Origin of the sequence: Paraburkholderia bryophila, from assembly GCF_003269035.1 — a bacterium.
Taxonomy (GTDB): Bacteria; Pseudomonadota; Gammaproteobacteria; order Burkholderiales; family Burkholderiaceae; genus Paraburkholderia; species Paraburkholderia bryophila.
The window spans coordinates 1-22955 of record NZ_QLTK01000010.1 but is presented as its reverse complement, the minus strand read 5'-3'; the positions used below and the strand labels follow the sequence as shown (position 1 = coordinate 22955).

The window sequence follows — 22955 nt, the reverse complement described above, 5'->3', positions numbered from 1 at the left end:
CCAGGTACGTTCGGATTGTTGCTGATTCTGAAAAATCATGTTGTGTAAATTGCGGACGTTACCACCAGGGTCGCCCCCTACACTCACGCTTCGTTTCAAGGGTGCCCGGCTGCCGATCGGAAAACGGTTCGGCGAACACGGGCAGTAGCGGATGCGATGCATGCGCTGCTGAGGCAAGTCCCGCTCCCCGCGTAAATTTATCGAACAGGAGTCCCACGCATGAAAAAGAGTCTCATCGTTGTTGCGGTTGCCGCATCGTTCGCATCCGTCGCTCACGCACAAAGCAGCGTGACCCTGTATGGTTTGCTCGACGCAGGCCTGACGTACACCAGCAACGTCAACCACAACGCCAAGTACTCGGCAGGTAGCGGTGGCATCAACCAAAGCATGTTCGGTCTGCGTGGTTCGGAAGATCTGGGCGGCGGTCTGAAGGCAATCTTCACGTTGGAAAGCGGCTTCAACATCAACAACGGCAAGTTCGCTAACAACAACGGCATGTTCAACCGTCAGTCGTTCGTCGGTCTGTCGAGCGCGCAATTCGGTACGGTTACGCTGGGTCGTCAATACGACGCAGCGCAAGACTACCTGGCGCCGCTGACGGCAACGGGCAGCTGGGGCGGTACGTACTTCGCTCACCCGTTCAACAACGACAACCTGAGCACGAACGGCGGCTACTCGGTTAACAACTCGATCAAGTACTCGAGCGCTAACTACGCTGGCTTCACGTTCGGCGGCACGTACGGCTTCTCGAACCAGGCTGGCGCATTCGCAAACAACCGCGAATACAGCGTTGGTGCTGCATACCAGTGGCAAGGTCTGCACCTGGGCGCTGCTTACGCACAGCAGAACAACCCGGGCGCAGGTAACGGCGGCGCGTCGGATGGTTCGTACGTCAACGCACTGGCAGGCAACGTCGGCAGCTTCCGTCAGCGTGAATTCGGCGTTGCTGGTTCGTACGCATTCGGCCCGGCTACCCTGGGTCTGGCATGGACGCAATCGCGTTCGGACAACTTCGTCGGTGGTGCACAGTCGCTGCGCGCTAACAACTACGAAGTCAACGGCAAGTACAACCTGACGCCGGCTATGAGCCTGGGCGTTGCGTACACGTTCACCGACGGCAAGGGCTACGGCGTTGCTGCCAACGGTGGTTCGGATTCGGTTCGCTACCACCAGATCGGCTTGCAAGCTGACTACTCGCTGTCGCGTCGTACGGACGTCTACGCTCAAGCCGTGTACCAGCACGCAATGGGCGACGGCGGTGTCGCTTCGATCTACAGCGGCGACAACTCGCAACTGCCGTCGTCGTCGAAGAACCAGACGGCTGCTACGGTCGGTCTGCGTCACCGCTTCTAAGCTTCCGCAGAAGCTAGTTGTTGTGGAAAAAGGTGCCGTTCGCGGCACCTTTTTTTATGGGCGCGCGATATGGCTGCACGGCGCCCCACAACGCCCACCAACGCCCAAAAAGGGCTAAGTAGGCTCGGGTGAGCCCACACCTCATTCAGACGCCTTAAAAAATCGTCCGCAGACCCAGCGCAACGCCGGTCTGATGGTCCTTGCCCGGCAGTCCAACCGACGCCGCCCCCGACACCTTGTCGAAATCCATTGTGCCGTACACCTCGGTGCGCTTAGACAGCGCATATTCCGCCAGCGCCACGAACGTATAGCGATTACAAAAATTCTTTGGCGCAATAAATCGTGGCGTTTATTGACATTTGTTCACGCTCGTCTGACAAGAATTAACTTTCGCGAACGCGTGCTTGCGTTAGTCTCAAATTTACTTATCGATCTACCTTATTTTCGCGGCGACGCCAGCAGGTGAGCTGCGGGCGCGTTTCTACTGCATGAATACTCTCGCTTCAAATTCGACTCACGCACTGGCCGTTCACGATCTCACGGACGAGCAATGGCACCGCATCGTGCCGCTGCTGCCCGAAATGAAAGAGCACGGGCCTCGGCGCGGCCGCCCCAGCATCGACATTCGTCGCGTGATGAATAGCGTGATGTGGGTGCTGCGCACGCGCGCGCCGTGGAGCGCGATGCCTGAGCGCTACGCGCCGTATCAGACGGCGCATCGTTATTACCTGCGCTGGAAGAAGTCAGGTGTGCTGGCCGATATCGCGTTCACGCTGTTTGGCAGCGACGCCATGCTCGAGCGGCCACTCACGCGACGGAGCGACGTGCGAGCCGCGTAAAAACGCAGAGAGAAACGATTACCCAACAAAATAATCGCGGCCTCAAAAGATAAAGCCGTCACCGGGCATTCATTCCCGGTGACGGCTTTATCTTTGAAACTTCTCGCGCCCAACCAAGCCATCCGGCTACGCGCGCTGCTCGACCTTAAACACCGCAACGGCATGTTGCAGGCGCTCAGTCTGCTCATCGAGCGAACCCGCCGCTGCCGCGGCCTGCTCGACGAGCGCGGCGTTGCGTTGCGTGACGTCGTCCATCTGACGGATCGCGAGATTGACTTCGCCGATGCCCGAGCTCTGTTCCTTCGATGCCGCCGAAATCTCGTTGATGATGGCCGTCACGCGGCGCACCGCGTCGACCACTTCGCCGATCGTGCTACCGGCCCGGCCGGCCAGCGTCGAGCCTTCGCCGACTTGCGCCACCGATTGATCGATCAACACCTTGATCTCCTTGGCCGCCGTTGCGCTGCGCTGCGCGAGATTGCGCACCTCGCCGGCGACCACCGCGAAACCGCGGCCTTCTTCGCCGGCGCGCGCGGCTTCGACCGCCGCGTTCAACGCGAGAATATTGGTCTGAAACGCAATGCCTTCGATCACGCTGATGATCTCGCCGATCTTGCGCGAACTATCGGTGATGCCTGCCATTTTCTGCACCACGTCGTTGACCACCTCACCGCCGCGCGCGGCGATGCTCGACGCATCTGTCGCCAGTTCCGACGCGGTAGCCGCGTTGTCGGCATTCTGCGTGACGGTCTTGGTGAGTTCATCCATGCTGGCGGCGGTTTGCTGCAACGAAGCGGCCTGCTCCTCGGTGCGGCTCGACAGATCCAGGTTGCCCGCGGCGATTTCCTTCGACGCGATCGTGATCGTCTCCGCCGACGTTTTGATGCGCGCGATGGTGGCCGCCAGTTGATCGCGCATTTCGCGCAGCGAGAACAGCAGGCTCGACGTGTCGTCGCGGTGCAACTCGATTTTCGTGGCGAGATCGCCGCGCGCGATCTGCATGGCGATCGCGGCGGCCGTGACCGGTTCACCGCCGATCGAGCGCGACACGTTGCGCACCACGCGCGAAGCGACGAACGAGACGAGCACGCCCAGCACGACGAGCATGCCGGCCGAACGGGCCAGCGTCGCGTAGAACTGCGCCTGGATGTCGTCCATGTAGGCACCGGCGATGAAATCCCAGCCCCAGGGCGTGAAACGCTTCACGTAACCGATCTTTTCGCTTGGCGTCGTTTCGCCGGGTTTCGGCCACCAGTAACGCAAAAAGCCTGCGCCGCCTGCTGATCCGCCCGCTTGCGCGATGTCGTGATAAAGCGCATTGCCCTTCGCGTCGCGGAAGCCGCTCATGTCCTTGCCGTTCAGCTTCGGGCTCATCGGATGATCGATCATCACCGAGTCGCTGCGCACGATCGTCACGTAGCCGGACGCGCCGTAACGCTGCGCGTTGACGCGGGCGATGGCCTGCTGTTTGGCCTGGTCGACGGAGAGCTTACCGGCGTCGGCCTGCTTCGCGTAATCCGCGACGACCGACGCGGCCATATCGGTGACGTCGGCCAGATCGGCCTGGCGTGCGTCCATCTGGGCGTTACGTGCGTCGAACGCGTTCACAACGGTCACGATCAGGAGCGCGACCCAGCACAACAGCAACGGCACCCACAGTTTCTGTTTCAGTGTCAGACGGTTCATTATCGGTTTCGGCGCTACGTTGGGCTCGGAATAGGGGCGGCTGCAATCTACGCTGCATAGTCCGCATAACGGCGGCTGTCGCGCTTTCTTTATCCATCTGCTGAAAATTTAGGCGAAGGTAAGCGAAACGGCCGCGCGCGGGCGGCCGTTTCAAGGAGAGGGCGATGAAACGCTGTGCGGCTTTTCGGCGTTAAATCTGTTCGCGGCCGAATGCACCCAGACGCTCGAGATCGAGCACGTCGATCTGGTTGTAGGAGAGGCGCAAAATCTGCAGCTTTTCGAGGTTTTGTAGCGCCTGATTGATGCGCTGACGCGATACGCCCGCTAACAGGCCGACTTCTTCCTGCGAAATAGCGAGCGTGCGGCCGGTGTCGGGATACAGATCGGGATTGAACAATTGTGCGAGCGATTGCGCGACGCGCGCGTCCACGTCGAGCAGACGGCTGTTCTGGATCGACGCGATGAACTCACCCATCCGGTTGTTCAATTGCCGGATCACGAAGCCGGTGAACGGCAGGCTCGACTCCAGCAACGCATGGAACGTCGCCGACGGCACGAACATGACGAGCGAGGGTTGAATTGCCGCCACGTCGTATTTGCGCAGTTCGCGCTTGATCACGCTACCTTCGCCGAACCAGCCGCCGGGCGGCACGCCCGACAGCGTGCAACTGCGCCCCGATGCGTTGTAGATGGCGAGCTTGATGAGGCCTGAATGCACGCCGATCCAGTAGTCCGACGGCTCCTGGCGGCGGGCGATCCACGCGCCGCCCTCCAGACGTTCCGCGTGAGCGCTCGCGAGGACCATTGCCTGATGCTCGGCGGCGAGTGCCCGAAACCACGCACAGGTGGCAAACAGGCGCGGCAGGTCGTCGCGCGCGACCCGTTCGGGCCGATGCGGCTGAGTGTCCACCAAGGCGGGGAGCGGCGCGTCGTTCATAAGCGGTTTGGGATGGCGGTTCGGCTGAAGTCGGGCGGCACACGCTGGGGCGAACCACTCTGTCATTTGAATGACAGACAGTTCACCATGTCACTTGCTAGGCTAGCTTACCCACCAGAATAAGCGACGGCGCGGGCAGCGCCTCAGGAGACGAAGCGATGAAGCATAGGTTCGAAGAAGGCCTCGAGCGGCGTGAGGCCAATTATGTCCCGCTGACGCCGATCGATTTCATCGTGCGCGCGGCCGAAGTCTACGGTGAGCGGCTGGCTATCGTCCATGGGGCGATTCGCCGCAACTGGCGCGAGACGTACGAGCGCGCGCGGCGTCTGGCCAGTGCGCTGCGGCAGGCCGGCATCGAGCGCGGCGACACCGTGGCCGCCTTGCTGCCCAATATTCCTCCGATGATAGAAGCGCACTTCGGCGTGCCGATGGCCGGCGCCGTGCTCAACACGCTGAATACGCGGCTCGACGTGTCGTCGCTCCTGTTCATGCTGCGCCATGGCGAGGCGAAGGCGTTGATCGTCGATACGGAATACGGCGAATTCGCGCATCGCGCCGCGCTGGAGTTCCCGGAGCTGCGTGTGATCAGCGTGGCCGACGCGATGCCGGCGGACCCCGCGAAGTTCATCCGCGCGACCGACTACGAAGCGTTCCTGCAAGCCGGCGACCCCGCCTTCGCGTGGACGATGCCCGCCGACGAGTGGGATGCTATCGCGCTGAACTACACGTCGGGCACGACCGGCGATCCCAAAGGCGTGGTCTATCACCATCGCGGCGCTTATCTGAACGCGCTCAGCAATATCCTCGAATGGGACATGCCCAGGCACGCGGTTTACCTATGGACGTTGCCGCTTTTCCATTGCAACGGCTGGTGTTTTCCATGGACCGTTGCTGCGCGCGCGGGCGTCAATGTGTGTCTGCGCCGATTCGACGCGAAGACCGTGTTCGAGCTGATTCGCCGCGAAGGTATCACGCATTATTGCGGCGCGCCGATCGTGCAGAGCGCGCTTGCGAATGCGCCGGCTGAATGGCGCGAGGGAATCGCGCATCGCGTGTCGACGATGGTGGCGGGCGCGGCCCCAGCGCCGGCGGTGATCGCGAAGATGAAGGAGATCGGCTTCGATCTGACACACGTGTATGGGCTCACCGAAACCTATGGGCCGGCGGCCGTCTGCGCGAAACAGGCCGAGTGGGACGCACTCGACGACGGCGCGCGCGCCGAGTTGAACGCGCGGCAAGGCGTGCGCTACCACCTGCAATCGGCCGTGACGGTGCTCGATCCGGACACGCACGAGCTCGTGCCCGCCGACGGCGAAACGCTCGGTGAGATCATGTTCCGCGGCAATATCTGCATGAAGGGCTATCTGAAGAACGAACGCGCCACGGCGGCAAGCTTCCGCGGCGGCTGGTTCCATACCGGCGATCTCGGTGTGCGCATGCCTGACGGCTATATCCGCATTCGCGATCGCAGCAAGGACATCATCATTTCGGGGGGCGAGAACATCTCGAGCATTGAGGTCGAAGACACGCTGTATCGCCACCCTGCGGTCTCGGTTGCCGCCGTGGTGGCGATGGCCGATCCGAAATGGGGGGAGGTGCCGTGCGCCTTCGTCGAACTCAAGGAGGGCGCTCAGGCGACCGAAGAAGAGATCATCGCGCACTGCCGGCTATTTCTTGCGGGATTCAAATTGCCGAAAGCGGTGCGCTTCGGCGAATTGCCGAAGACGTCGACGGGGAAAATTCAGAAGTTCGAACTGCGCGCGCGGATCAAGACCGAAGGCCATGAATAGCGCGCGAGCTAACGTTGATTGAGCGCGTTTAACCGCGCGTGTCGACCCAGTGGTGTGCCCAGCGTGCCGAGTGCTGCAACGCCTGTTCTTCGTTCGGGAAGTAGTCGAGCGAATAGAACTGGTAGCGCCCTTCGGTGCGCGCGCTGTCAGCGCGTTCGAGCAGCAGGTTGGATGAAAACGAGCCATCGGGCAAACGGTGCGCCGAAGGTTTGACGGCATAGCCGTTGTAATGATGAATTTGTTTGGTTTGCATTTTATTTCTAATGATGTGCGAGTGCGCACCGGCCGTGCGAACGCTAATGCGAGTCACGCGGACGAGCTGATTCGAGCCATTGCGAGCCGAATTCTGACGCAGTCGGAAAGCGAAAAATGGGCGTTGAAGCCAGAGGGGAGAATGAGGTGCAACGAGGCGTTTGGCGCTTAGGCAAGCTGCTTGAATAACTCGCAGCTAAAAAGCGATCGCGCCAACTGTGGGAGACGAAGCTCCGCGAGGATGTCGCTGCAACCCGGTGTCCGTTGCCGGACACCGAGCCCTTCAAACTTTACAGCGGCGTGATGTTAGCCGCTTGCAGACCCTTCGGGCCTTGCTTCGTTTCGAAGCTCACCTTTTGGTTCTCAGCCAGCGTCTTGAAGCCATTGCCGCTGATTTCCGAGAAATGCGCGAACAGGTCGTCGCCGCCCTTGTCCGGGGTGATGAAGCCAAAGCCTTTGCTGTCGTTGAACCACTTAACGGTACCGGTATCCATGAAGAATCCTTGAGTAAAAATAGTAAAAGATGTGCTCGGTTGAGGAGCGGATGAAGCGTCAAGGAGGGAGAGGACAACGAATACCGCTTTGGGAGCGAGACATTGATGAACAGCAATCGAACTTCTTGAACTTCGGGTGGCACAGTAACCGTTTAGGTGCGTCAGCGTCAACCCTTATCTTGTAAATTTTTTGTTGAGCACGTCGAATCGCCCACGCGACAAGCCTTGCGATGCGGCCCTGGTTAGTTCGAAGTTGCCGTGTCGCGCGACACGGCAAACTGCTCGATCAGCGGCGCGGTTTCAGATGCCCACTTTATGGGCGGTGAGGATCAGACGCAGACCCAGTGCGGTGACCGCGCTCGCGGCGACGCGATCGATCCACGCTTTCCATTGCAGATAGATTTCGCGCGGACGCTTGCTCGAAAAGCACAACGCGACGATCGTGTACCAGCCGGCTTCGATCGCGAAGATTGCGGGCGGCAGGGCGAAGTAGCACCACAGCGGCGGATGCTGCGGCAGCAGCGCCGCGAAAATACTGCCGTAGTACACGGCGGTTTTCGGATTGCTGAGTTGTGTGCTCAAACCGATCCAGAACGATTTGCGCGGATTGGTGACGGCCGCTTGCGAAGCGTCGAAGGCGAGCGGTTTAGCCGCACCGCGCCAGATTTTCGACGCCAGGTAGATCAGATAAAGTCCGCCCGCCACTTTCAAACCCACGTAGAGCCATTCGACGGTAGCCAGCAGCGTATAGAGACCGAGCAATGCGATGCCGCTAAAGAAAACACCGCCGATACCCATGCCGAGCGCAGTGGCGAGGCCGTCGCCGCGAGACAGTCCGATCGCATTGCGCGCCACGATGACGAAGCTGGGTCCCGGACTCATTGCACCGAGCAGAAGCGCGGCAAGTATCGTGATGACGGCGGTCGAGGCATGCATGGTGGTGTCTCCTGAGCGTGGATGGGTCAACCGGATACCGGCGGAACTTTGCCTGATAGAGCGACTCCTTTATTAGCCGCTATTGTAGCTTTGGAGCGCGAGTCGTTGGTTTCGTCGGTGCGCGAGTGGATAACCCGAGATGGCGGAAAGAAATGAATAGCCGTTGCTGCAAGCAAAAGAAATTGAATGCTAGAATTCCCGCCCATACGCAGAAGCGCCCCCCGAATGGTGGGTGAGACATCGATCCCCTTCGAACCCATCGAACCGATTGCCGGCGAACTCTCCAGAATCCGGGATTTGTTGGGCATGATTTCCCGGTGCAATTCGACTCGAATAGGGAAAGTCATTGTGTATCGAATTGCACTCAGCCGATTCGAATCGCACATGGGCTTCGCGTTGTTTAGCGAAGCCTTTTGTTTATCCAATGCGAGCAATACTAGCCTCGACACCACTACGTTATGAAAGAGCGAGAAGGACAAATGCAGCTCGACCTTGACGGGAATGCGCGTGAGCGTCTGATCGTCTGGATACGCCGGCGCATGGACGACTACGGCATCACGTTGGAAGTGCTCGCCGAATCGATCGAAGCCGACGCGAATGCGGTTCGCGCCGTTCTGTACCGTGACGCGTTCGGCAATACGTGGGACGGTTATGGCGATAAGCCGGATTGGCTCGCACGCGCCATTCACGCTGGGCAGAACATCGATCATTTCCGCTGTTGACGGTTGGAACGAATCGCGGCGAATCGGCCGGCATGCGCGCTCACCGTTGATCGTCGGCACGATGTGTCTTAACATCGGCCGGGTCGTTGCCGGCTTCGTGTCCACTCCATTTCGGGCACACACGGCACAGAACGGGAAGCTGAATGCCGTACGGTCGTCGAAGTTCCTCGCTTGAATTCCCTGCGAGTCGTTTTCCTGCATGGCTCCGCTGTTTCGCCGTAATCAGCCTGTTATGGCTGAATATCGGCGCGTCCTTCGGTGCGACTCATGAGCCCGCGCGGCCCTCGTCCGCTCGCGTGAGCCGACAGGTCGTGCCGTCGTCGAAGTCCGTGCCGAATGCGAAAATTCGCTCTTCCAATAAAGCAAAGAAGCCCACTGGCGGCAAAGCGCCACGTCGTGTCGCGCACAAACGCAAGCAGTTGAAGGGCGCCGAATTGCCCATGCATGCCAGTCAGCACGCGACCCAACATCGCAAGCAGGCCGCGCGCAGTGCGCGCAATACGCACGAGCTGCGCGGCGTACGCCGTTCCGTGGCGGCCGCGCAGCGCAACGCTACGGCCGCTGCGGCGGCGCGTACGGCCGCGCACGCATCGCCTCGTTCACCACGTCTGCTGGCGCGCTGCGGCTACACGCCCAAATCGCGCGGCTTGCTTCGCGCGAAAGCCGTTTATGTCGTGGACGAACGCACGCATACCGTGCTCACCGAAAAGCAGGCCGACCGGGTCATGCCGATCGCTTCGGTATCCAAACTGATGACAGCGGTCGTTTCGCTCGACGCCCGCCACGCGTTGAATGCGCCGCTCGACGTCACCGTCCAGGATCAGGATTTCGACAAGTTCACCGGCTCGCGCCTGAGCGTGGGGTCGAGATTGTCGCGTCACGACATGCTGCACATTGCGCTGATGTCGTCGGAGAATCGTGCCGCTGCCGCGCTGAGTCGCGACTACGCGGGCGGCCGGCCGGGTTTCGTCGCGGCGATGAATGCGAAGGCGCGTGCGCTCGGCATGCGGCATACGTCGTTCGTGAACGGCACGGGTTTGTCGCCGCACAATGTTTCCACGGCGCGGGATTTGTCGCTGCTGGTCGCGGCAGCGAGCCGTTATCCGTTGATTCGCGCGTATTCGACCGATCGCGCGCAAGTGGTTTTGCCAGGCGGCGGGCGCGCGCGGTTGAGTTATGTGAATTCGAACGCGTTGGTGCGTGGCGGCGACCGCTCGATCGTGCTGCAGAAGACAGGTTTCATCAACGAGGCGGGTCATTGTGTCGTCGTGCGAATGAGGGTGCACGGTCGGCCCGTCGATATCGTCGTGCTCGGCGCGCCAGGCGCGCGCGATCACATTGCCGACGTGGAGCGCATCAGCCGCTGGCTGCACTGTTCGCTTCGCTAGCCGTTGGCGCTTCGCACTGCACGGTTCGCCGTTTTCAGCGGGCACATCAGAGCCAGCAGGACAAAAAAAAGCCCGCGCGGGGCGGGCTTAACTACTCGGAGTTTCGCGATCCAGTCGCTAGACGGATCATGCTCAGTGTATGTGAAAGCTATATGAAAGTGGAGAAAAACTGCATCAAAGGTCGAAAAACACGGTTTCCTGCTCGCCTTGCATGTGGATATCGAAGCGGTACACATTGGCCGTGTTCGGCTCGCGGCGCGCGATCAGCGTACCGCGCCGGTCTGCCGGAACCGCGGCCAGCAAGGCGTCTCGCGCGTTCGCGTCGGTTTCGTCTTCGAAATAGATGCGCGTGAAGGTGTGCAGCAGCATGCCGCGCATGGTGACGATCACGTTCAGATGCGGCGCTTCATCCGGGCTTACGCGGCCGGGTTTGATCGTTTCCACCACGAAGCGCTTGTGCGGATCCGTCCCGGTGCCGACGCGCGCAAAACCGCGAAAACCCGTCTTCAGGATATCTTCACGCGACTCGGGAAAGTGGCCATTCGCGTCGACTTGCGACACTTCGAGCATCGCGTCGCCGATGATTTTGCCGTCGCCGTCGAACAACTGGCCGACGATCGTGATGTGCTCGCCGGCCGCTTCGCGGTCGGCCACCACGGGCGTGAACAGGCTCTTGAAGTCGAAGTCGTATTGCTGTGGGCACAGACCATAGGCGAAGTACGGTCCGACCGTCTGCGAAGGCGTTTGCTTGAGGGAGGTGGTCATGGCTTAGCGCTCCATCGGTGTCTGGTTACGGCCGCGCAGCACGATGTCGAAGTCGTAGCCGAGCGCATAGGCTTCCTGCGTGGTGTCGAGCGAGAAGTTGGCGATCAGCAGGCTGCGGGCGTGTTCCGGCGTGCCCTGGAAGATCGGATCGAACGCGAGCAGAGGATCGCCGGGGAAGTACATCTGCGTCACGAGGCGCGAGCCGAAATGGTCGCCGAACAGCGAAAAGTGGATATGGTTCGGACGCCATGCGTTCGGGTGATTGCCCCACGGATACGCGCCCGGTTTGATGGTCAGGAAGCGGTAGCGGCCATCGTTGTCGGTGATACAGCGGCCCGCGCCGAGGAAGTTCGGATCGAGCGGCGCGTCGTGCTGGTCGGCCTTGTGCACATAGCGGCCGGCGGCGTTGGCTTGCCAGATTTCGACCAGCGTATTGCGCACCGGTCGGCCGCCTTCGTCGAGCACACGGCCCGTCACGATGATGCGTTCGCCGAGCGGCTCGCCGTTACGCACGGCATTGCGCGTCAGGTCGTGATCGAGCGCGCCGAGGTCTTCCGTGCCGTACACCGGCACGCGCTGATCGCGCAGTTTTTCCTTCAACGGAATCAGCGGACGCGTCGGGCCGCGTTTGACCGACGATCCATAGCCGGGATGGATGTAGGCAGGGTGAGACGCGAAGTCGCGTGCGGTGAGAGAGGACTCGTCCATCAGTGTCTCCTTCGGACAATTGTGGGATACGGCTTAATTGTGAGATACGACCTTGTGGAGCGACTGTATCCAACCGGAGCGGTTATGAAAAATGACGTTTTCGCACTTTTCGTATAACCTGCAGTTATGCAACGCAGTCTCGCGGATAGCCGCGTCAAATTCCGTCATCTCCAGTGCTTTCTGGCTGTTGCGCAGTTCGGCAGCGTCCAGCGGGCCGCCGACAGCCTGTCGATCACCCAGCCCGCCGTCTCCAAGACGATCGCCGAACTCGAGGCGATTCTCGGTGTGAAGCTATTCGAGCGCGGCCGCCACGGCGCCGTGCCGACCCGCGAAGGGCAACTCTTCATGCCGCACGCCAGCGCGTGCGTCAGCGCGTTGCGGCAGGGCGTCGACCTGCTGGCGCGCGCGGAAGGCGCGGCGGCGGCCACGCTGGAAGTCGGCGTGCTGCCGACTATCGCGGCGGCGCTGATGCCGCCGGTGCTGGAGCGGGTTGCCGTGCTATGGCCGCGCGTGATTGTGCGCCTCGCAACCGGCGCGAACCCTGAATTGCTCGAGCGACTGAAAGCCGGCACGATCGAATTGGCGATCGGGCGGCTAGCCGATCCTGAGCGGATGGTGGGTCTGAGCTTCGAGCAGTTGTTCAACGAACCGTTGATCGCGGTGGTGCGAGCCGGGCATCCACTAGCGTTGGGGCCAGGTTTGCCGGCTAGTGCGCTGGAAGATTATCCGGTGGTGTTGCCGCCGTTCGGCACGCTGATCCGGCAGTCGGCGGAGAGTCTGTTGAGCGCGTGGGGCGTGCCGCCGTTGTCGGCATTCGTTGAGGTGCTGTCGGTGTCCACGGGGCGGGCGCTGACTCTCGAGAACGGCGCGGTGTGGTTCGTGCCGCAGAGCGCGGTGGAATATGAGTTGGCGCACGGCATGCTGGTGCGTTTGCCGTTGCCGTTTGCCGGCACCGACGAGCCGGTCGGTTTGATCCGGCGTTCGGATGCGCAGCCGTCGCCGGTGGGGCGCGCGTTTATCGACGCGGTGCGCGAGGTCGCGCGCCAGAGGATGGCGGCAATGGCGCATAAGTCGGCGGACGAGGGTACGCGTGAACGTGTGCGTGCGAAGAAGGCGCCCAAGCATTGACGGCGGGCGCCGCAAGCGGCGCACCAGGAACCACGAACCACAAGCCACGAACCAGACGTCGCAAGCGGCAACTCTGTTCGATGTGAACCATTTGGTACAAAATGTGGGTTGCGAATGCGTCACTGCCCGGTGTACAAACACGGTGCATAGGCGCATCGCGTACCGCATTGCCGCAGCGCACCACGCATCCCGCGCCAACCCGCCGGAAAAAACGGTGTGCGCAGCCAACCTCAGCCACACCGAACACCGCCGTCGAACGACCGCATAAGGAGATTGCCATGCCCAGCGACCTGCCCACTCCAGACGCCGCGCTGCGCGCCGTGTCGGTGCCGGAGCACAATCCGCTCGGCACCGCCGGCCTCGAATTCGTGGAGTTCGCCGCGCGCGACCCGCAAGCGCTCGGCGAGACGTTCAGGCAACTCGGCTTCAAGGCGATCGCCCGTCATATCAGCAAGGACGTCACGCTGTATCGCCAGGGCGAAATGCAATTTCTGCTCAACGCCGAACCGGATTCGTTCGCTGCCCGCTACGCGGAGGAATACGGCGCGGGAATCTGCGCGATCGGTATTCGCGTGGCCGACGCGCAGCGCGCTTTCGACCGCGCGATCGACCTCGGCGCCTGGGCGTTCGAAGGCGAGCGGCTCGGCAAGGGCGAATTGCTGATCCCGGCAATTCAGGGCATCGGCGATTCGCACATCTATTTCATCGACCGTTGGCGCGGACGCGGCGGTCAGCGGGGTGGCCTGGGCGACATCTCGATCTTCGACATCGACTTCCGGCCTATCGAGATCGATACGGCTTACGCCGATCTGACTCACGCGGGCACCGGGCTCGTCGCCGTGGACCATCTGACGCAAACGGTCGGCGAGGGGCGCATGCAGGAATGGCTCGACTTCTATCGCGACCTGCTCAACTTCCGCGAGATCCACGAGTTGCACGCGAACTGGCACATCGCGGCGGAATCGCGGGTCATGGTGTCGCCGTGCGGCGCGATCCGCGTGCCCTTGTATGAAGAAGGCACGCGCCGGACCAACCTGATGCACGACTATTTGCCGGACCATCCGGGCGAAGGCGTGCAGCATATCGCGCTCGCCACCGACGACATTTTCGCGTGCGTCGAGCAATTGCTTGCAAACGGTGTCGAATTCGTCGAGCCGCCGCCGCGCTATTACGAGCAACTCGATACGCGCTTGCCCGGTCACGGGCTCGACGTCGAGCGGCTCAAACGGACCCATGTGCTGGTGGATGGCGAAATCGGCGCCGACGGCGTGCCGTTGCTGTTTTTTCAGACCTTCGTGCGCCGCCGTGTCGGTGAGATCTTCTTCGAGATCGTTCAGCGCCAGGGACATCATGGTTTCGGCGAAGGCAATCTGAGCGCGCTGGCGCAGGCCCGCAATCAGCAAACGGGCGCTTGACGCGACTCAACGGTTCAACGCTTCAACGCTTCGGGCCTTTAAGTCCCGAACGGATACCGACCGCCCGACATCGCGCCTACTCTCACTCTCACTCTGACTCACCGACCGGATTACCCGCCAACGCCGGATTCACCGCCCCGTAGTCCGCCGCCTCATGCAACAGCCACTCGCGAAAGCTCGCAAGCGGCTTACCGTGACTCAACTCCGTCGGATAAACGAGGTAGTACGCCGAGTCGGCCACCGCCGGCGCGGCGAGCGGCACCGCGAGCGGAATCACGAGCCCGAGCTGTTCGAGTTGTGCATCGACAAAAAACCTCGGCACCAGCGCGATGCCGAGGCCGGCGGCGGCCGCGCTGATCAGCATGGTGTGGAGTTCATAGCGCACGCCCTGCATGGTGCGATTGTCGTCCACGCCCAGATTCGCGAACCACGTTGCCCAGCCGTCGGGCCGGGTGGTGGAGTGCAGCAGCGGGTAGTCCAGCAGATCGGCCGCCTGTTCCACCGGCCGCTTCAGCAAACTCGCCGCGCACACCGGCACGACTTCCTCGCTAAACAGAAAATCCGCCGAGGTGCCCGGCCACGTCGGTTTGCCGTAGTGAATCGCCGCTTCGAAATGCGTGTCGGCGAATGGGAAGGTGCCGGTGCGCACGCCCATGTTCACGCGAACATCCGGATACCGCGCATTGAATGCCGCGAGCCGCGGAATCAGCCATTGCGACGCGAAGGTCGGCAACACCGCCAGTTCCAGATAACCGCCGCCGCTGCCGTGCGCGATGATCGACAGCGTGTCGCGGTCGAGTTGTTCCAGCGAGCGCCGTACCTGCGCGCTATACACCTTGCCCGCCTTGGTCAGCACCACGCGCTGTTTGACGCGCACGAACAGCCGCACGCCGAGGTTGGTTTCCAGCGTATTGACCTGCCGCGATATCGCGCTTTCGGTGAGGAACAGTTCGCGCGCCGCATGCGTGAAGCTCTCGTGCCGGGCGGCGGCTTCGAAAGCGAGCAGCGCGCCCATGTTGGGGATCTTGAACTTTCGCATGGTTGATTCCGAAAACGCATCAAGTGGCGAGTTTATCTCGCTTTACGGCAGCGTTGCGGATTTGAATAATGTCACCTTCAAACTTGCCATGCCGCGCGTTGCGCGGCCACTGGCGGTCCCCAACGGCGCGTCGGCGAGCGCGCCAGGCATCACGTCAAGCCCCGTAGAGAACCGATATGCGAAACATCAAGAATGCGAATGTCGAACAACTGCTGCAGAAACTGCTCGGCGCCGACATCACCGCGCGGCTCTTCGCCACGCTGAACCATCCGCGGATTCTGAACGAGTGGGAAACGGGCACGGTCACGCGCGCGGAACTTGCGCAGGCGATGAACATGGCGTTGTTCGAAGATCTGCTGGCGCGTTCGCCGAATGGCCGTCAGTACACGGAAGAGACGATCGCCGCCGGCGGCAGCGTTTATTTCGATCACGGCGCGCTGCGCACGGTGCGCTGGCCGCACAGCGGCGCGCTGCCGATGGGCGAAGCCGCGTTCGCGCGCATTCTGCGTCCGCTCGGTTTCAGCATCAACGGCCGCTATCCGCTCGACCGCCTCGGCATGACCGGCCGCGCGTGGGCGCACGACGATGCGCCCGACGAGATATCGCAGTTCTTCGTCAGCGAATTGCATCCCGAGCGTTTTTCCGAGGCCTTCCAGCAGGCCGTGACGAACCTGATCGGCGCGTCGCGCGATCCGTTGACGCCGCGCGCCGTCGGCCAGTTGTGGGAGCTCGAACGCGACGGCGTGCTGCCGCTCGACGAGGCGCACGAGCTGCTGCCGGTGATCGTCGGCGCGTTCTCGCGTCAGCACGAGACGCCACGCGAAGCCGATTACGACGTATTGTTGAAGGAGTCGGCGGAAATGGCGTGGATCGCCACCGAAGGCAACGCGTTCAACCACGCCACGGATCGCGTCGCGGACGTTTTCCAGCTCTCCGAGGACGAGAAGGCCAAAGGTCGTCCGATGAAGCCGGAAGTGGAGCGCTCGCGTTCGGGCCGGGTGTTCCAGACCGCGTATCGTGCGGACAGGGTGCGGCGCGAATTCGTTGCGGCCGACGGCGGCATCGTGACGCGCGACGTGCCCGGCTCGTTCTACGAGTTCATCACGCGCAAGCGCGCGTTCGATCAGGACGCGCGCCGCTGGGAAACCGACCTGCGTTTCGACGCGGGCAACGCCCAGGGTATCTTCAAGATGACGGCGAGCCAGGCGGCATGAGCGTCGAGCAACGGTGCTCGAACGTCGAACAGGACACGTGAGGGCGCGGCAGTGGGAACATCAACGTCATTCGACGAAGCACAAGCGTCCGGGCGGCGTGAAGCCGTGCGCAGCACGCTAAACGAGCCGCGCGTCGCCACGCCGTTCAAGGGCACGGCAGCCGTGCTGCAGGCGCTCGAAGCAGACCTGCGCCGCCATGTGCGCGGCGAAGTGCGCTTCGATCAGGGTTCGAAAGCGCTGTATGCGGCGGATGCATCGAACTACCGGCAGGTTCCGCTCGGCGTTGTCGTGCCCGCCGACGTCGACGATCTGCTGGCCACGCTCGCCGTCTGCCGCCGCAACGACGTACCGTTTCTGCCGCGCGGCGGCGGCACCTCGCAGAACGGTCAATGCGTCAACGTCGCGGTGGTGGCCGACGCGAGCAAGTACGTGAATCGCGTCGTCTCGGTCGATCCGGTCGCGCGCGTGGCGACAGTCGAACCGGGCGTGGTGTGCGACACCTTGCGCGATGCCGCCGAACGACACGGCCTCACCTTCGCGCCCGATCCGGCCACCCATAGCCGCTGCACGCTCGGCGGCATGATCGCCAACAACTCGTGCGGCGCGCATTCGGTGATGGCCGGCAAGACGGTGGAAAACGTCGAGGCGCTGGAAATCGCGACCTTCGACGGTGCGCGTTTCTGGGTCGGTCCGACCACCGATGCGGAACTCGAGCGCATCATCGCGGCGGGCGGCCGCCAGGGCGAAATCTACGCCGCGCTCAGGCACTTGCGCGACACCTACGCCGAGCAGATTCGCGCGAAATTCCCGCGCATCAAGCGGCGCGTGTCGGGCTTTAATCTCGACCAGTTGTTGCCGGAAAACGGCTTCAACGTGGCGCGCGCGCTGGTCGGCACGGAGGGCACCTGCGCGGTGACCTTGCAGGCGAAAGTGCGCCTCGTGAAGAGTCCGGCGAAACGCGTGATCGTCGTGGTCGGCTTCACCGATATCTACATCGCGGCGGATGCGGTGCCGCATTTCATGCGCTGCGAGCCGATCGCGATCGAAGGACTCGACCGCGCGATCATTCGCGGCTTGCAGGCGCGCGGTTTGAAGAAGGACGAGATCGCGCTGCTGCCGCCGGGCGACGCATGGGTCGTGCTCGAATTCGGCGAGGACACGCAAGAGGCGGTGATGCAGCGGGCGCAGGCGGCCGCGACGTATTTTTCGTCCGGCGAGGCGGGGCCGAACGTGTCGGCGATGCTCGTCGAAGATCGCGCGCTGCAGGCGAAGGTGTGGTCGATCCGCGAGACGGGGGCGTCGGCGGTGGCGCTGTCGGTCGAGAACGGCACGCCTGATCCGGTGGTCGGCTGGGAAGACGCCGCCGTCGATCCGCTGCGGCTCGGCGACTACCTGCGCGCGTTTCAGGCGCTGGTGGACCGCTACGACTACGAGACGAGTCTGTACGGTCATTTCGGCGACGGCTGCGTGCACGCGCGCATTACCTTCGATCTGCGCAGCGCGGAGGGTGTGTCGACATGGCGCGAGTTTCTGCGCGAAGCGGCGGAGCTGGTGGTGGAATTCGGCGGCTCGCTGTCGGGCGAACACGGCGACGGCCAGGCCAAGGCCGAGTTTCTGCCAATCATGTACGGCGCCGAGTTGATGCAGGCGATGGAGCAATTCAAGGCGATCTGGGATCCGGCCAATCGTTTGAATCCGGGCAAGGTCGTGCACGCCTATCGTGCCGACGAGAACCTGCGGATGGGCCCCGCTTACAAGCCGGTGACCCTGCAAACGAAGCTCACGTTCGCGAGTCCGGAAGGTGACGGCTTCCAGCGCGAGATCGAGCGCTGCATCGGCATGGGCAAGTGTCGTTCGCTCGAAGGCGGCACGATGTGCCCGAGCTATCGCGCCACGCGTGAAGAGCGCTATTCGACCCGTGGCCGCGCGCATCTGTTCTGGGAAATGCTGCAAGGCGACGTGATCGCCGACGGCTGGCAAAGCCGCGAAGTGAAAGACGCGCTCGATACCTGTCTCGCGTGCAAGGGTTGCAAATCCGATTGCCCGACGCATACGGATATGGCGTCGTACAAGGCTGAATTTCTGTCGCATTACTACGAGACGAAGCGCCGGCCACGGCAGGCGCTGTTCATGGGGCGGATCGGCGAATGGGCGCCATGGGCCGCGCGTTTTCCGCGTCTGACGAACTTCATGACGTCGGCGCCGGGCCTGGCTTCGTTCGGCAAGTGGGTGGCGGGCGTGGCGCAGACGCGTGAATTGCCGCGCTTCGCCGCGACGACGTATCGGGAGATCGCACGGCGTGCTTCGTCCCACTCTGGAGGGGTTGAAGGACGCGTTGGCAACGTGGAGAGGAAAGTCATTCTCTGGGTCGACACGTTTAACGATCACTTCACGCCTGAAATCGCCGAAGCCGCCGCGGATGTTTTAAAGCGACTCGGCTGGCATGTCGTGCTGCCGAAGAACCGCCTGTGCTGCGGACGTCCGTTGTATGACTTCGGCCTGCTCGAACGCGCGCGCGAGTTGCTCACGCACATTCTCGACGACCTCGCGGACGATATCGCCGCCGGCGTGCCGGTAGTCGGTCTCGAGCCCGGTTGTCTATCCGTTTTCAAGGACGAACTGCTGAAGCAATTGCCCGGTCACGCGTTGGCGAAGCAGTTGTCCGCGCAAACATTTCTGTTTTCGGATTTCGTTGCACGTCAGCCGTTCGATTGGCCGACGCTCGACGCGGATGTGATCGTGCACGGGCATTGCCATCAGAAGGCGTTGTTCGGCATGCAAGGCGACACGGCGTTGCTGAACAAACTCGGCGTGACCTGGAAACTGCTCGACACGGGATGTTGCGGCATGGCGGGATCGTTCGGCTTGAACGCCGGGCATCACGCGTTGTCGGAGAAGATCGGCGAAGACGAGCTATTTCCGGCTGTGCGGCAAGCGACGGCGGCGAATGCCGAAACGATCGTGCTGACCAACGGTTTTAGTTGCCGCGAGCAGATCGAACAGGGAACCGGCCGCCAGGCAATGCATATCGCGCAACTGGCGCAGCGGGCGTTATTTCTTCGGTGAATCGGCGGCGGCCGGCACGGGCGGGATGTCGGCACTGGTCGCCATCCACAACACTTCGGCGTCTTCGTCGCTCGTCGAAACGGCCGCGTGACCCGTGCGGCTGTCGAAGTACAAACTGTCGCCGGCGTTCAGATGCGTTGGCGCGTACAGCTCGGAATACAGGCACACGCTACCGCTGATGACGTACAGGAATTCTTCGCCCTCGTGGCGGCCCCAGTCGTCGAAGGCGTCGAGCGTGTGCGCGGAAATGCGGATACGGAACGGCAGCATCGCTTTATGCGCGAGGTCGGTGGCGAGCAATTCCATCTGATAGCCGCGATAAGCGTGGCGCTGGCCTTCGTTTTTACGGGTCAACGCGCGACGTCCGCTCGCGCTGACTTTCGGCGTGGAGCCGAACAACTCGCCGATCTCGATCTTCAGACCCAGCACGATTTTCTGCAGCACGTCGAACGTGGGGGACATCAGGCCGTTTTCGACTTTGGAGAGCGTCGAGCGGGACACGCCGCACAGGCGGCTCGCGGTTTCCAGCGTCAGATCCTGGGCCTGACGGGCGGCGCGCACGCGCCGGCCGAGGTCCGTGGTGGAGGGATCGGCGGGTTTGGTGAGATGGGTATCCATGGGGTCCGACAGCTTGAAAGCTCGCCTTCGTGGGCGCGTGGTGTTTCCGATAATAACATTCGGTACGGCAGCCCCGGTCGGCTAGGGTGGTCGGGGATTGCCCGTGGGCCGATGGCCGGCGCTCGTCCTAAGCTTGTTCGGCACATGCGCGGGGCGGCCGGGTTGAATCGGTTTTCTCATCGGAAACGTGATGTGTCGGCAAGGCGTGCGAGCCTTGCCTCACTGCGGCCGGCGCTGCGGATTAAGGCCGTGTACGCGTGCGGATTGGCAGTCGGCATTATTTGCTGAATGCACATTTGGATGCGGTAATTGTTAAAGCGTAAAGTTAAATTGGCATTGTGGATTTGCGATCTGCTATACGAAGTTTATTTCGTGACAAATATATGCCTATAGCATATTGATTATTTTTGTTAAATGGAGTCGTCGGCGGTTATTTTTATTTGCCATATCGATTACGATGCTGGTTATTAAAAACGGCATCACTCAGATAAAAACGATCCATGTCGCAGAATCGTAAAAAACAACCCACGGGGAATCAGAAGCGTCGAAAACCGCTTGGCAAGGCCAAACTTCTCCCGCATACCACCTCTTATGTGCGCGAGCAATCGCTCTGCTGGCATCTGGCTTTGGCCGCGTTTCAGACGGGCAAGGGTAATGGCGACCTGCTCGTCAAACTGGTGAAGGCGCTTTATCTCGCCTGGTATCTTCAGCAGGCCGGATTCGGCGACGCGGAACGCGCGCTTTATCTCGACGCGGAGCGCATTCTGGATGCTGCCGCTCATGGCGCGAACGAAGATATCTGGTCGATCGCGGCCGCCGACTGTCCGCCGATTATCCGGATTCTCGATTTGCACGAGCAGCAGTTACTATCCGCACCGGTTTTTGCCGTCGACGAAGCCGAATCGCGTGTCGTGCGTTTTGGAAAGAGTGAGAAGCGATCGCCGTGGTAAGTGCAATAGGGCATTGAGGTCAGCATACCCACTGTAGCGGCTATTGTATCGGTTCCGTGCGAATGGCGGTGAGGCTCGGCTATTATCTTGCGCTATCTTGATTCACCTTCTGGTTGGCAATGTGCGGCGCTGGGTTCATCTGCACCGCCCGCGCACTAACAACCGGCCATTTTGGAAACATCGCGAATGTTTATGCAACGATTGCGCTCACCCGCGCAACTGCTGTTATGCGTACTTTGCTGTCATGGATCACCGGCAATGGCGGACAGCGAATATGCCGGGCCGGTGACCTTTGCCGTCGGCGACGGTGTTACAGCCAAAGCCGTGCAAATCGACGACAGCCATATCGGCATCAGCGTGCTGCCCGGCGGCGCCACTACCCGGTTTGAAATCGATAGTGAAGGGGACGGCGGTACCGACCCGCACTTCGAAACCGCGGACTATAACTTCGACGGTCATCGCGATCTCGCTTTCGTGACGCAGTACGGCATGGTCAACGAGTCGTATCGGATCTTCGTCTATGACGTCGCCGCACGGCGCTTCGTCGAATTACCAATTCCGGCGGGTAAAAATCAGCCCACCGGCAATTGCGGCGGTTTGACGGGTATTTCCGTCAAAGCCGCGGAGCGCACTTTGTATAGCGCTTGCCGTAGCGGCCCGATCTGGTACACGGACGCTTACCGGTTCGATACGGCCGGCAAGCTCTACCTGTACCAATCGTCTGCCGACATCACGGACGAGGTGCTGCAAACGCATCTGGACGGCGAAGTCGACACAGGCGGCGGCCCGGTGTCGCAATTGCTGACCTACAGCTCCGCCGGGAAAATCATCTCGCGGCAACTACAGGCATATGGCGGTGGCAAGGCAAATCTGCACGTCGACGTGGCGCGCTTGCCGCTGCACGATGCACCGACAGAGACGCAGGCACACCGTTATCTGGTCAAGGGCGATATTGCGCGCGCGGACGAGATCAGCGGCGACGCGCGTTGGATCAAGATCCAGTATCGCAATCCGCGCAAAGGCGCGATCGACGGTTGGGTCAAAGTCAGCGATCTGGGCGGCGCGGCGGATGGTGGGCAATGAATCCGCGTGAGCCTGAGTCGCGACGGACGGCAACGCCATGAGGCCGCGCTGGGTGTGGTTGGGCGTTCTGCCCGCAGTCGTGACGGCCGCGAGCACCTACCTGACGTGGCGCGGTGCGCACCACGCACCCGATAACGCGGCAGACCTGGACGTCGGTGTGATGTGGTTCCTCGCGATCCTGAGTTGGATTCGCGCGGTGGTTTGCGGCGTCGCCTACATGGCGGTCATGAGGTTATGTACCGCTGTGATGCATCGGTTTCGCGTCTACCGGCATGCCTATCTGATGCTGTGTTCGGTGGGGCTGCTCGCGGGTCTCGGCGGTCTGCATAGCGCAAGGGGCGCGCTTTATTGTGCGGGTGCCGGAGTCTTGCTTGGGGTCGTCTTTATTCTCGCGCATCGACCGCAGATTGCGCCGCCGCCGTTCTCGTTATCGAACTGGGCGCGTGGTGTGCGTCGCAATGTAGCGACGCGTCCGGTTCGAGCTTGTGTGAAAACGCGCTGATCGCCTAAACTGGATTAACTCATTCAGCATGGGTGACCGGATGAAGCGATTCATAGAAGGTGAAGATCGC

21 protein-coding genes and 1 pseudogene are annotated in these 22955 nt (G+C 61.8%); 12 read left to right on the top strand and 10 right to left on the bottom strand.

Features of this window, described 5'->3' with window-relative positions:
• The first annotated feature begins 219 nt into the window (after positions 1–219).
• The gene (locus tag BX591_RS16815; RefSeq protein WP_111932524.1) at positions 220–1353 is read left to right on the top strand and encodes a porin; all 1134 of its coding nucleotides are present in this window, start codon (positions 220–222) and stop codon (positions 1351–1353) included.
• Between the two features lie 154 nt (positions 1354–1507).
• Here the strand turns inward: BX591_RS16815 and BX591_RS16810 are convergent.
• Positions 1508–1669: pseudogene (locus BX591_RS16810) on the bottom strand (porin); the annotation flags it as partial.
• 172 nt (positions 1670–1841) lie between these two features.
• Here BX591_RS16810 and BX591_RS16805 point away from each other — a divergent pair.
• Positions 1842–2192, top strand: coding sequence for a transposase (locus tag BX591_RS16805; protein WP_111932523.1), 351 nt, complete (start codon positions 1842–1844; stop codon positions 2190–2192).
• A gap of 126 nt (positions 2193–2318) precedes the next feature.
• Here BX591_RS16805 and BX591_RS16800 read toward each other — a convergent pair whose 3' ends face one another.
• On the bottom strand, positions 2319–3878 hold the full coding sequence (locus BX591_RS16800) for a methyl-accepting chemotaxis protein (RefSeq protein WP_111932522.1): 1560 nt from the start codon (positions 3876–3878) through the stop codon (positions 2319–2321).
• A gap of 190 nt (positions 3879–4068) precedes the next feature.
• Entirely contained in the window at positions 4069–4815 is a 747-nt protein-coding gene (locus BX591_RS16795; RefSeq protein ID WP_111932521.1) for a Crp/Fnr family transcriptional regulator, read from the bottom strand.
• 158 nt (positions 4816–4973) lie between these two features.
• On the opposite strand from BX591_RS16795, the gene BX591_RS16790 reads away from it, so the two are divergent.
• Positions 4974–6605, top strand: coding sequence for an acyl-CoA synthetase (locus tag BX591_RS16790; RefSeq protein WP_111932520.1), 1632 nt, complete (start codon positions 4974–4976; stop codon positions 6603–6605).
• Positions 6606–6633: 28 nt separating this feature from the next.
• Here BX591_RS16790 and BX591_RS16785 read toward each other — a convergent pair whose 3' ends face one another.
• From BX591_RS16785 to BX591_RS16775, 3 genes are all read right to left on the bottom strand, one after another.
• Positions 6634–6858, bottom strand: coding sequence for a hypothetical protein (locus BX591_RS16785; RefSeq protein ID WP_111932519.1), 225 nt, complete (start codon positions 6856–6858; stop codon positions 6634–6636).
• A gap of 289 nt (positions 6859–7147) precedes the next feature.
• A complete protein-coding gene (locus tag BX591_RS16780; RefSeq protein ID WP_006047703.1) occupies positions 7148–7351 on the bottom strand; it encodes a cold-shock protein in 204 nt (67 codons plus the stop codon).
• Between the two features lie 300 nt (positions 7352–7651).
• Positions 7652–8287, bottom strand: a complete 636-nt coding sequence (locus tag BX591_RS16775) for a LysE family translocator (protein WP_035561219.1) — start codon at positions 8285–8287, stop codon at positions 7652–7654.
• Between the two features lie 458 nt (positions 8288–8745).
• Here BX591_RS16775 and BX591_RS16770 point away from each other — a divergent pair, with 458 nt between their 5' ends.
• Together BX591_RS16770 and BX591_RS16765 are read left to right on the top strand one after the other, a co-directional pair.
• Complete coding sequence (locus BX591_RS16770; protein ID WP_111932518.1) at positions 8746–9009, top strand: H-NS family nucleoid-associated regulatory protein; 264 nt, start codon at positions 8746–8748, stop codon at positions 9007–9009.
• A 143-nt stretch (positions 9010–9152) separates the two neighbouring features.
• Positions 9153–10397, top strand: coding sequence for a serine hydrolase (locus BX591_RS16765; protein WP_111932517.1), 1245 nt, complete (start codon positions 9153–9155; stop codon positions 10395–10397).
• A 174-nt stretch (positions 10398–10571) separates the two neighbouring features.
• On the opposite strand, the gene pcaG is transcribed toward BX591_RS16765, so the two are convergent.
• Together pcaG and pcaH are read right to left on the bottom strand one after the other, a co-directional pair.
• Positions 10572–11162 carry a protocatechuate 3,4-dioxygenase subunit alpha gene (pcaG, locus tag BX591_RS16760; protein ID WP_111932516.1) on the bottom strand — a complete coding sequence of 197 codons (591 nt, stop codon included), beginning with the start codon at positions 11160–11162 and terminating at the stop codon, positions 10572–10574.
• A 3-nt stretch (positions 11163–11165) separates the two neighbouring features.
• Positions 11166–11870 (bottom strand): protocatechuate 3,4-dioxygenase subunit beta, encoded by a 705-nt coding sequence (gene pcaH, locus BX591_RS16755; protein ID WP_111932515.1) that lies wholly within the window; start codon positions 11868–11870, stop codon positions 11166–11168.
• A 126-nt stretch (positions 11871–11996) separates the two neighbouring features.
• Here pcaH and pcaQ point away from each other — a divergent pair, with 126 nt between their 5' ends.
• Entirely contained in the window at positions 11997–12998 is a 1002-nt protein-coding gene (gene pcaQ, locus BX591_RS16750; RefSeq protein WP_111932514.1) for a pca operon transcription factor PcaQ, read from the top strand.
• A 278-nt stretch (positions 12999–13276) separates the two neighbouring features.
• Entirely contained in the window at positions 13277–14413 is a 1137-nt protein-coding gene (locus BX591_RS16745) for a 4-hydroxyphenylpyruvate dioxygenase family protein (RefSeq protein WP_111932513.1), read from the top strand.
• A gap of 88 nt (positions 14414–14501) precedes the next feature.
• On the opposite strand, the gene BX591_RS16740 is transcribed toward BX591_RS16745, so the two are convergent.
• A complete protein-coding gene (locus BX591_RS16740) occupies positions 14502–15452 on the bottom strand; it encodes a LysR substrate-binding domain-containing protein (RefSeq protein ID WP_111932512.1) in 951 nt (316 codons plus the stop codon).
• 176 nt (positions 15453–15628) lie between these two features.
• Between BX591_RS16740 and BX591_RS16735 the strand changes: the two genes are divergently transcribed.
• Both BX591_RS16735 and BX591_RS16730 read left to right on the top strand, forming a co-directional pair.
• Positions 15629–16666 (top strand): DUF1338 domain-containing protein, encoded by a 1038-nt coding sequence (locus BX591_RS16735; protein WP_111932511.1) that lies wholly within the window; start codon positions 15629–15631, stop codon positions 16664–16666.
• 51 nt (positions 16667–16717) lie between these two features.
• On the top strand, positions 16718–19732 hold the full coding sequence (locus tag BX591_RS16730) for an FAD-binding and (Fe-S)-binding domain-containing protein (RefSeq protein WP_420849388.1): 3015 nt from the start codon (positions 16718–16720) through the stop codon (positions 19730–19732).
• Here BX591_RS16730 and BX591_RS16725 read toward each other — a convergent pair.
• Complete coding sequence (locus BX591_RS16725; RefSeq protein WP_111932509.1) at positions 19718–20350, bottom strand: helix-turn-helix domain-containing protein; 633 nt, start codon at positions 20348–20350, stop codon at positions 19718–19720. The two genes, BX591_RS16730 and BX591_RS16725, sit on opposite strands and share 15 nt — an antisense overlap.
• A 500-nt stretch (positions 20351–20850) precedes the next feature.
• On the opposite strand from BX591_RS16725, the gene BX591_RS16720 reads away from it, so the two are divergent.
• The 3 genes from BX591_RS16720 to BX591_RS16710 all read left to right on the top strand — a co-directional run bounded on the left by BX591_RS16720 (position 20851) and on the right by BX591_RS16710 (position 22885).
• Entirely contained in the window at positions 20851–21300 is a 450-nt protein-coding gene (locus BX591_RS16720; RefSeq protein ID WP_111932508.1) for a hypothetical protein, read from the top strand.
• Positions 21301–21558: 258 nt separating this feature from the next.
• Positions 21559–22383, top strand: coding sequence for an XAC2610-related protein (locus BX591_RS16715; RefSeq protein WP_111932507.1), 825 nt, complete (start codon positions 21559–21561; stop codon positions 22381–22383).
• A 37-nt stretch (positions 22384–22420) separates the two neighbouring features.
• Positions 22421–22885: a hypothetical protein gene (locus BX591_RS16710; protein ID WP_111932506.1), complete on the top strand. Its 465-nt coding sequence runs from the start codon at positions 22421–22423 to the stop codon at positions 22883–22885.
• Positions 22886–22955 lie beyond the last annotated feature (70 nt).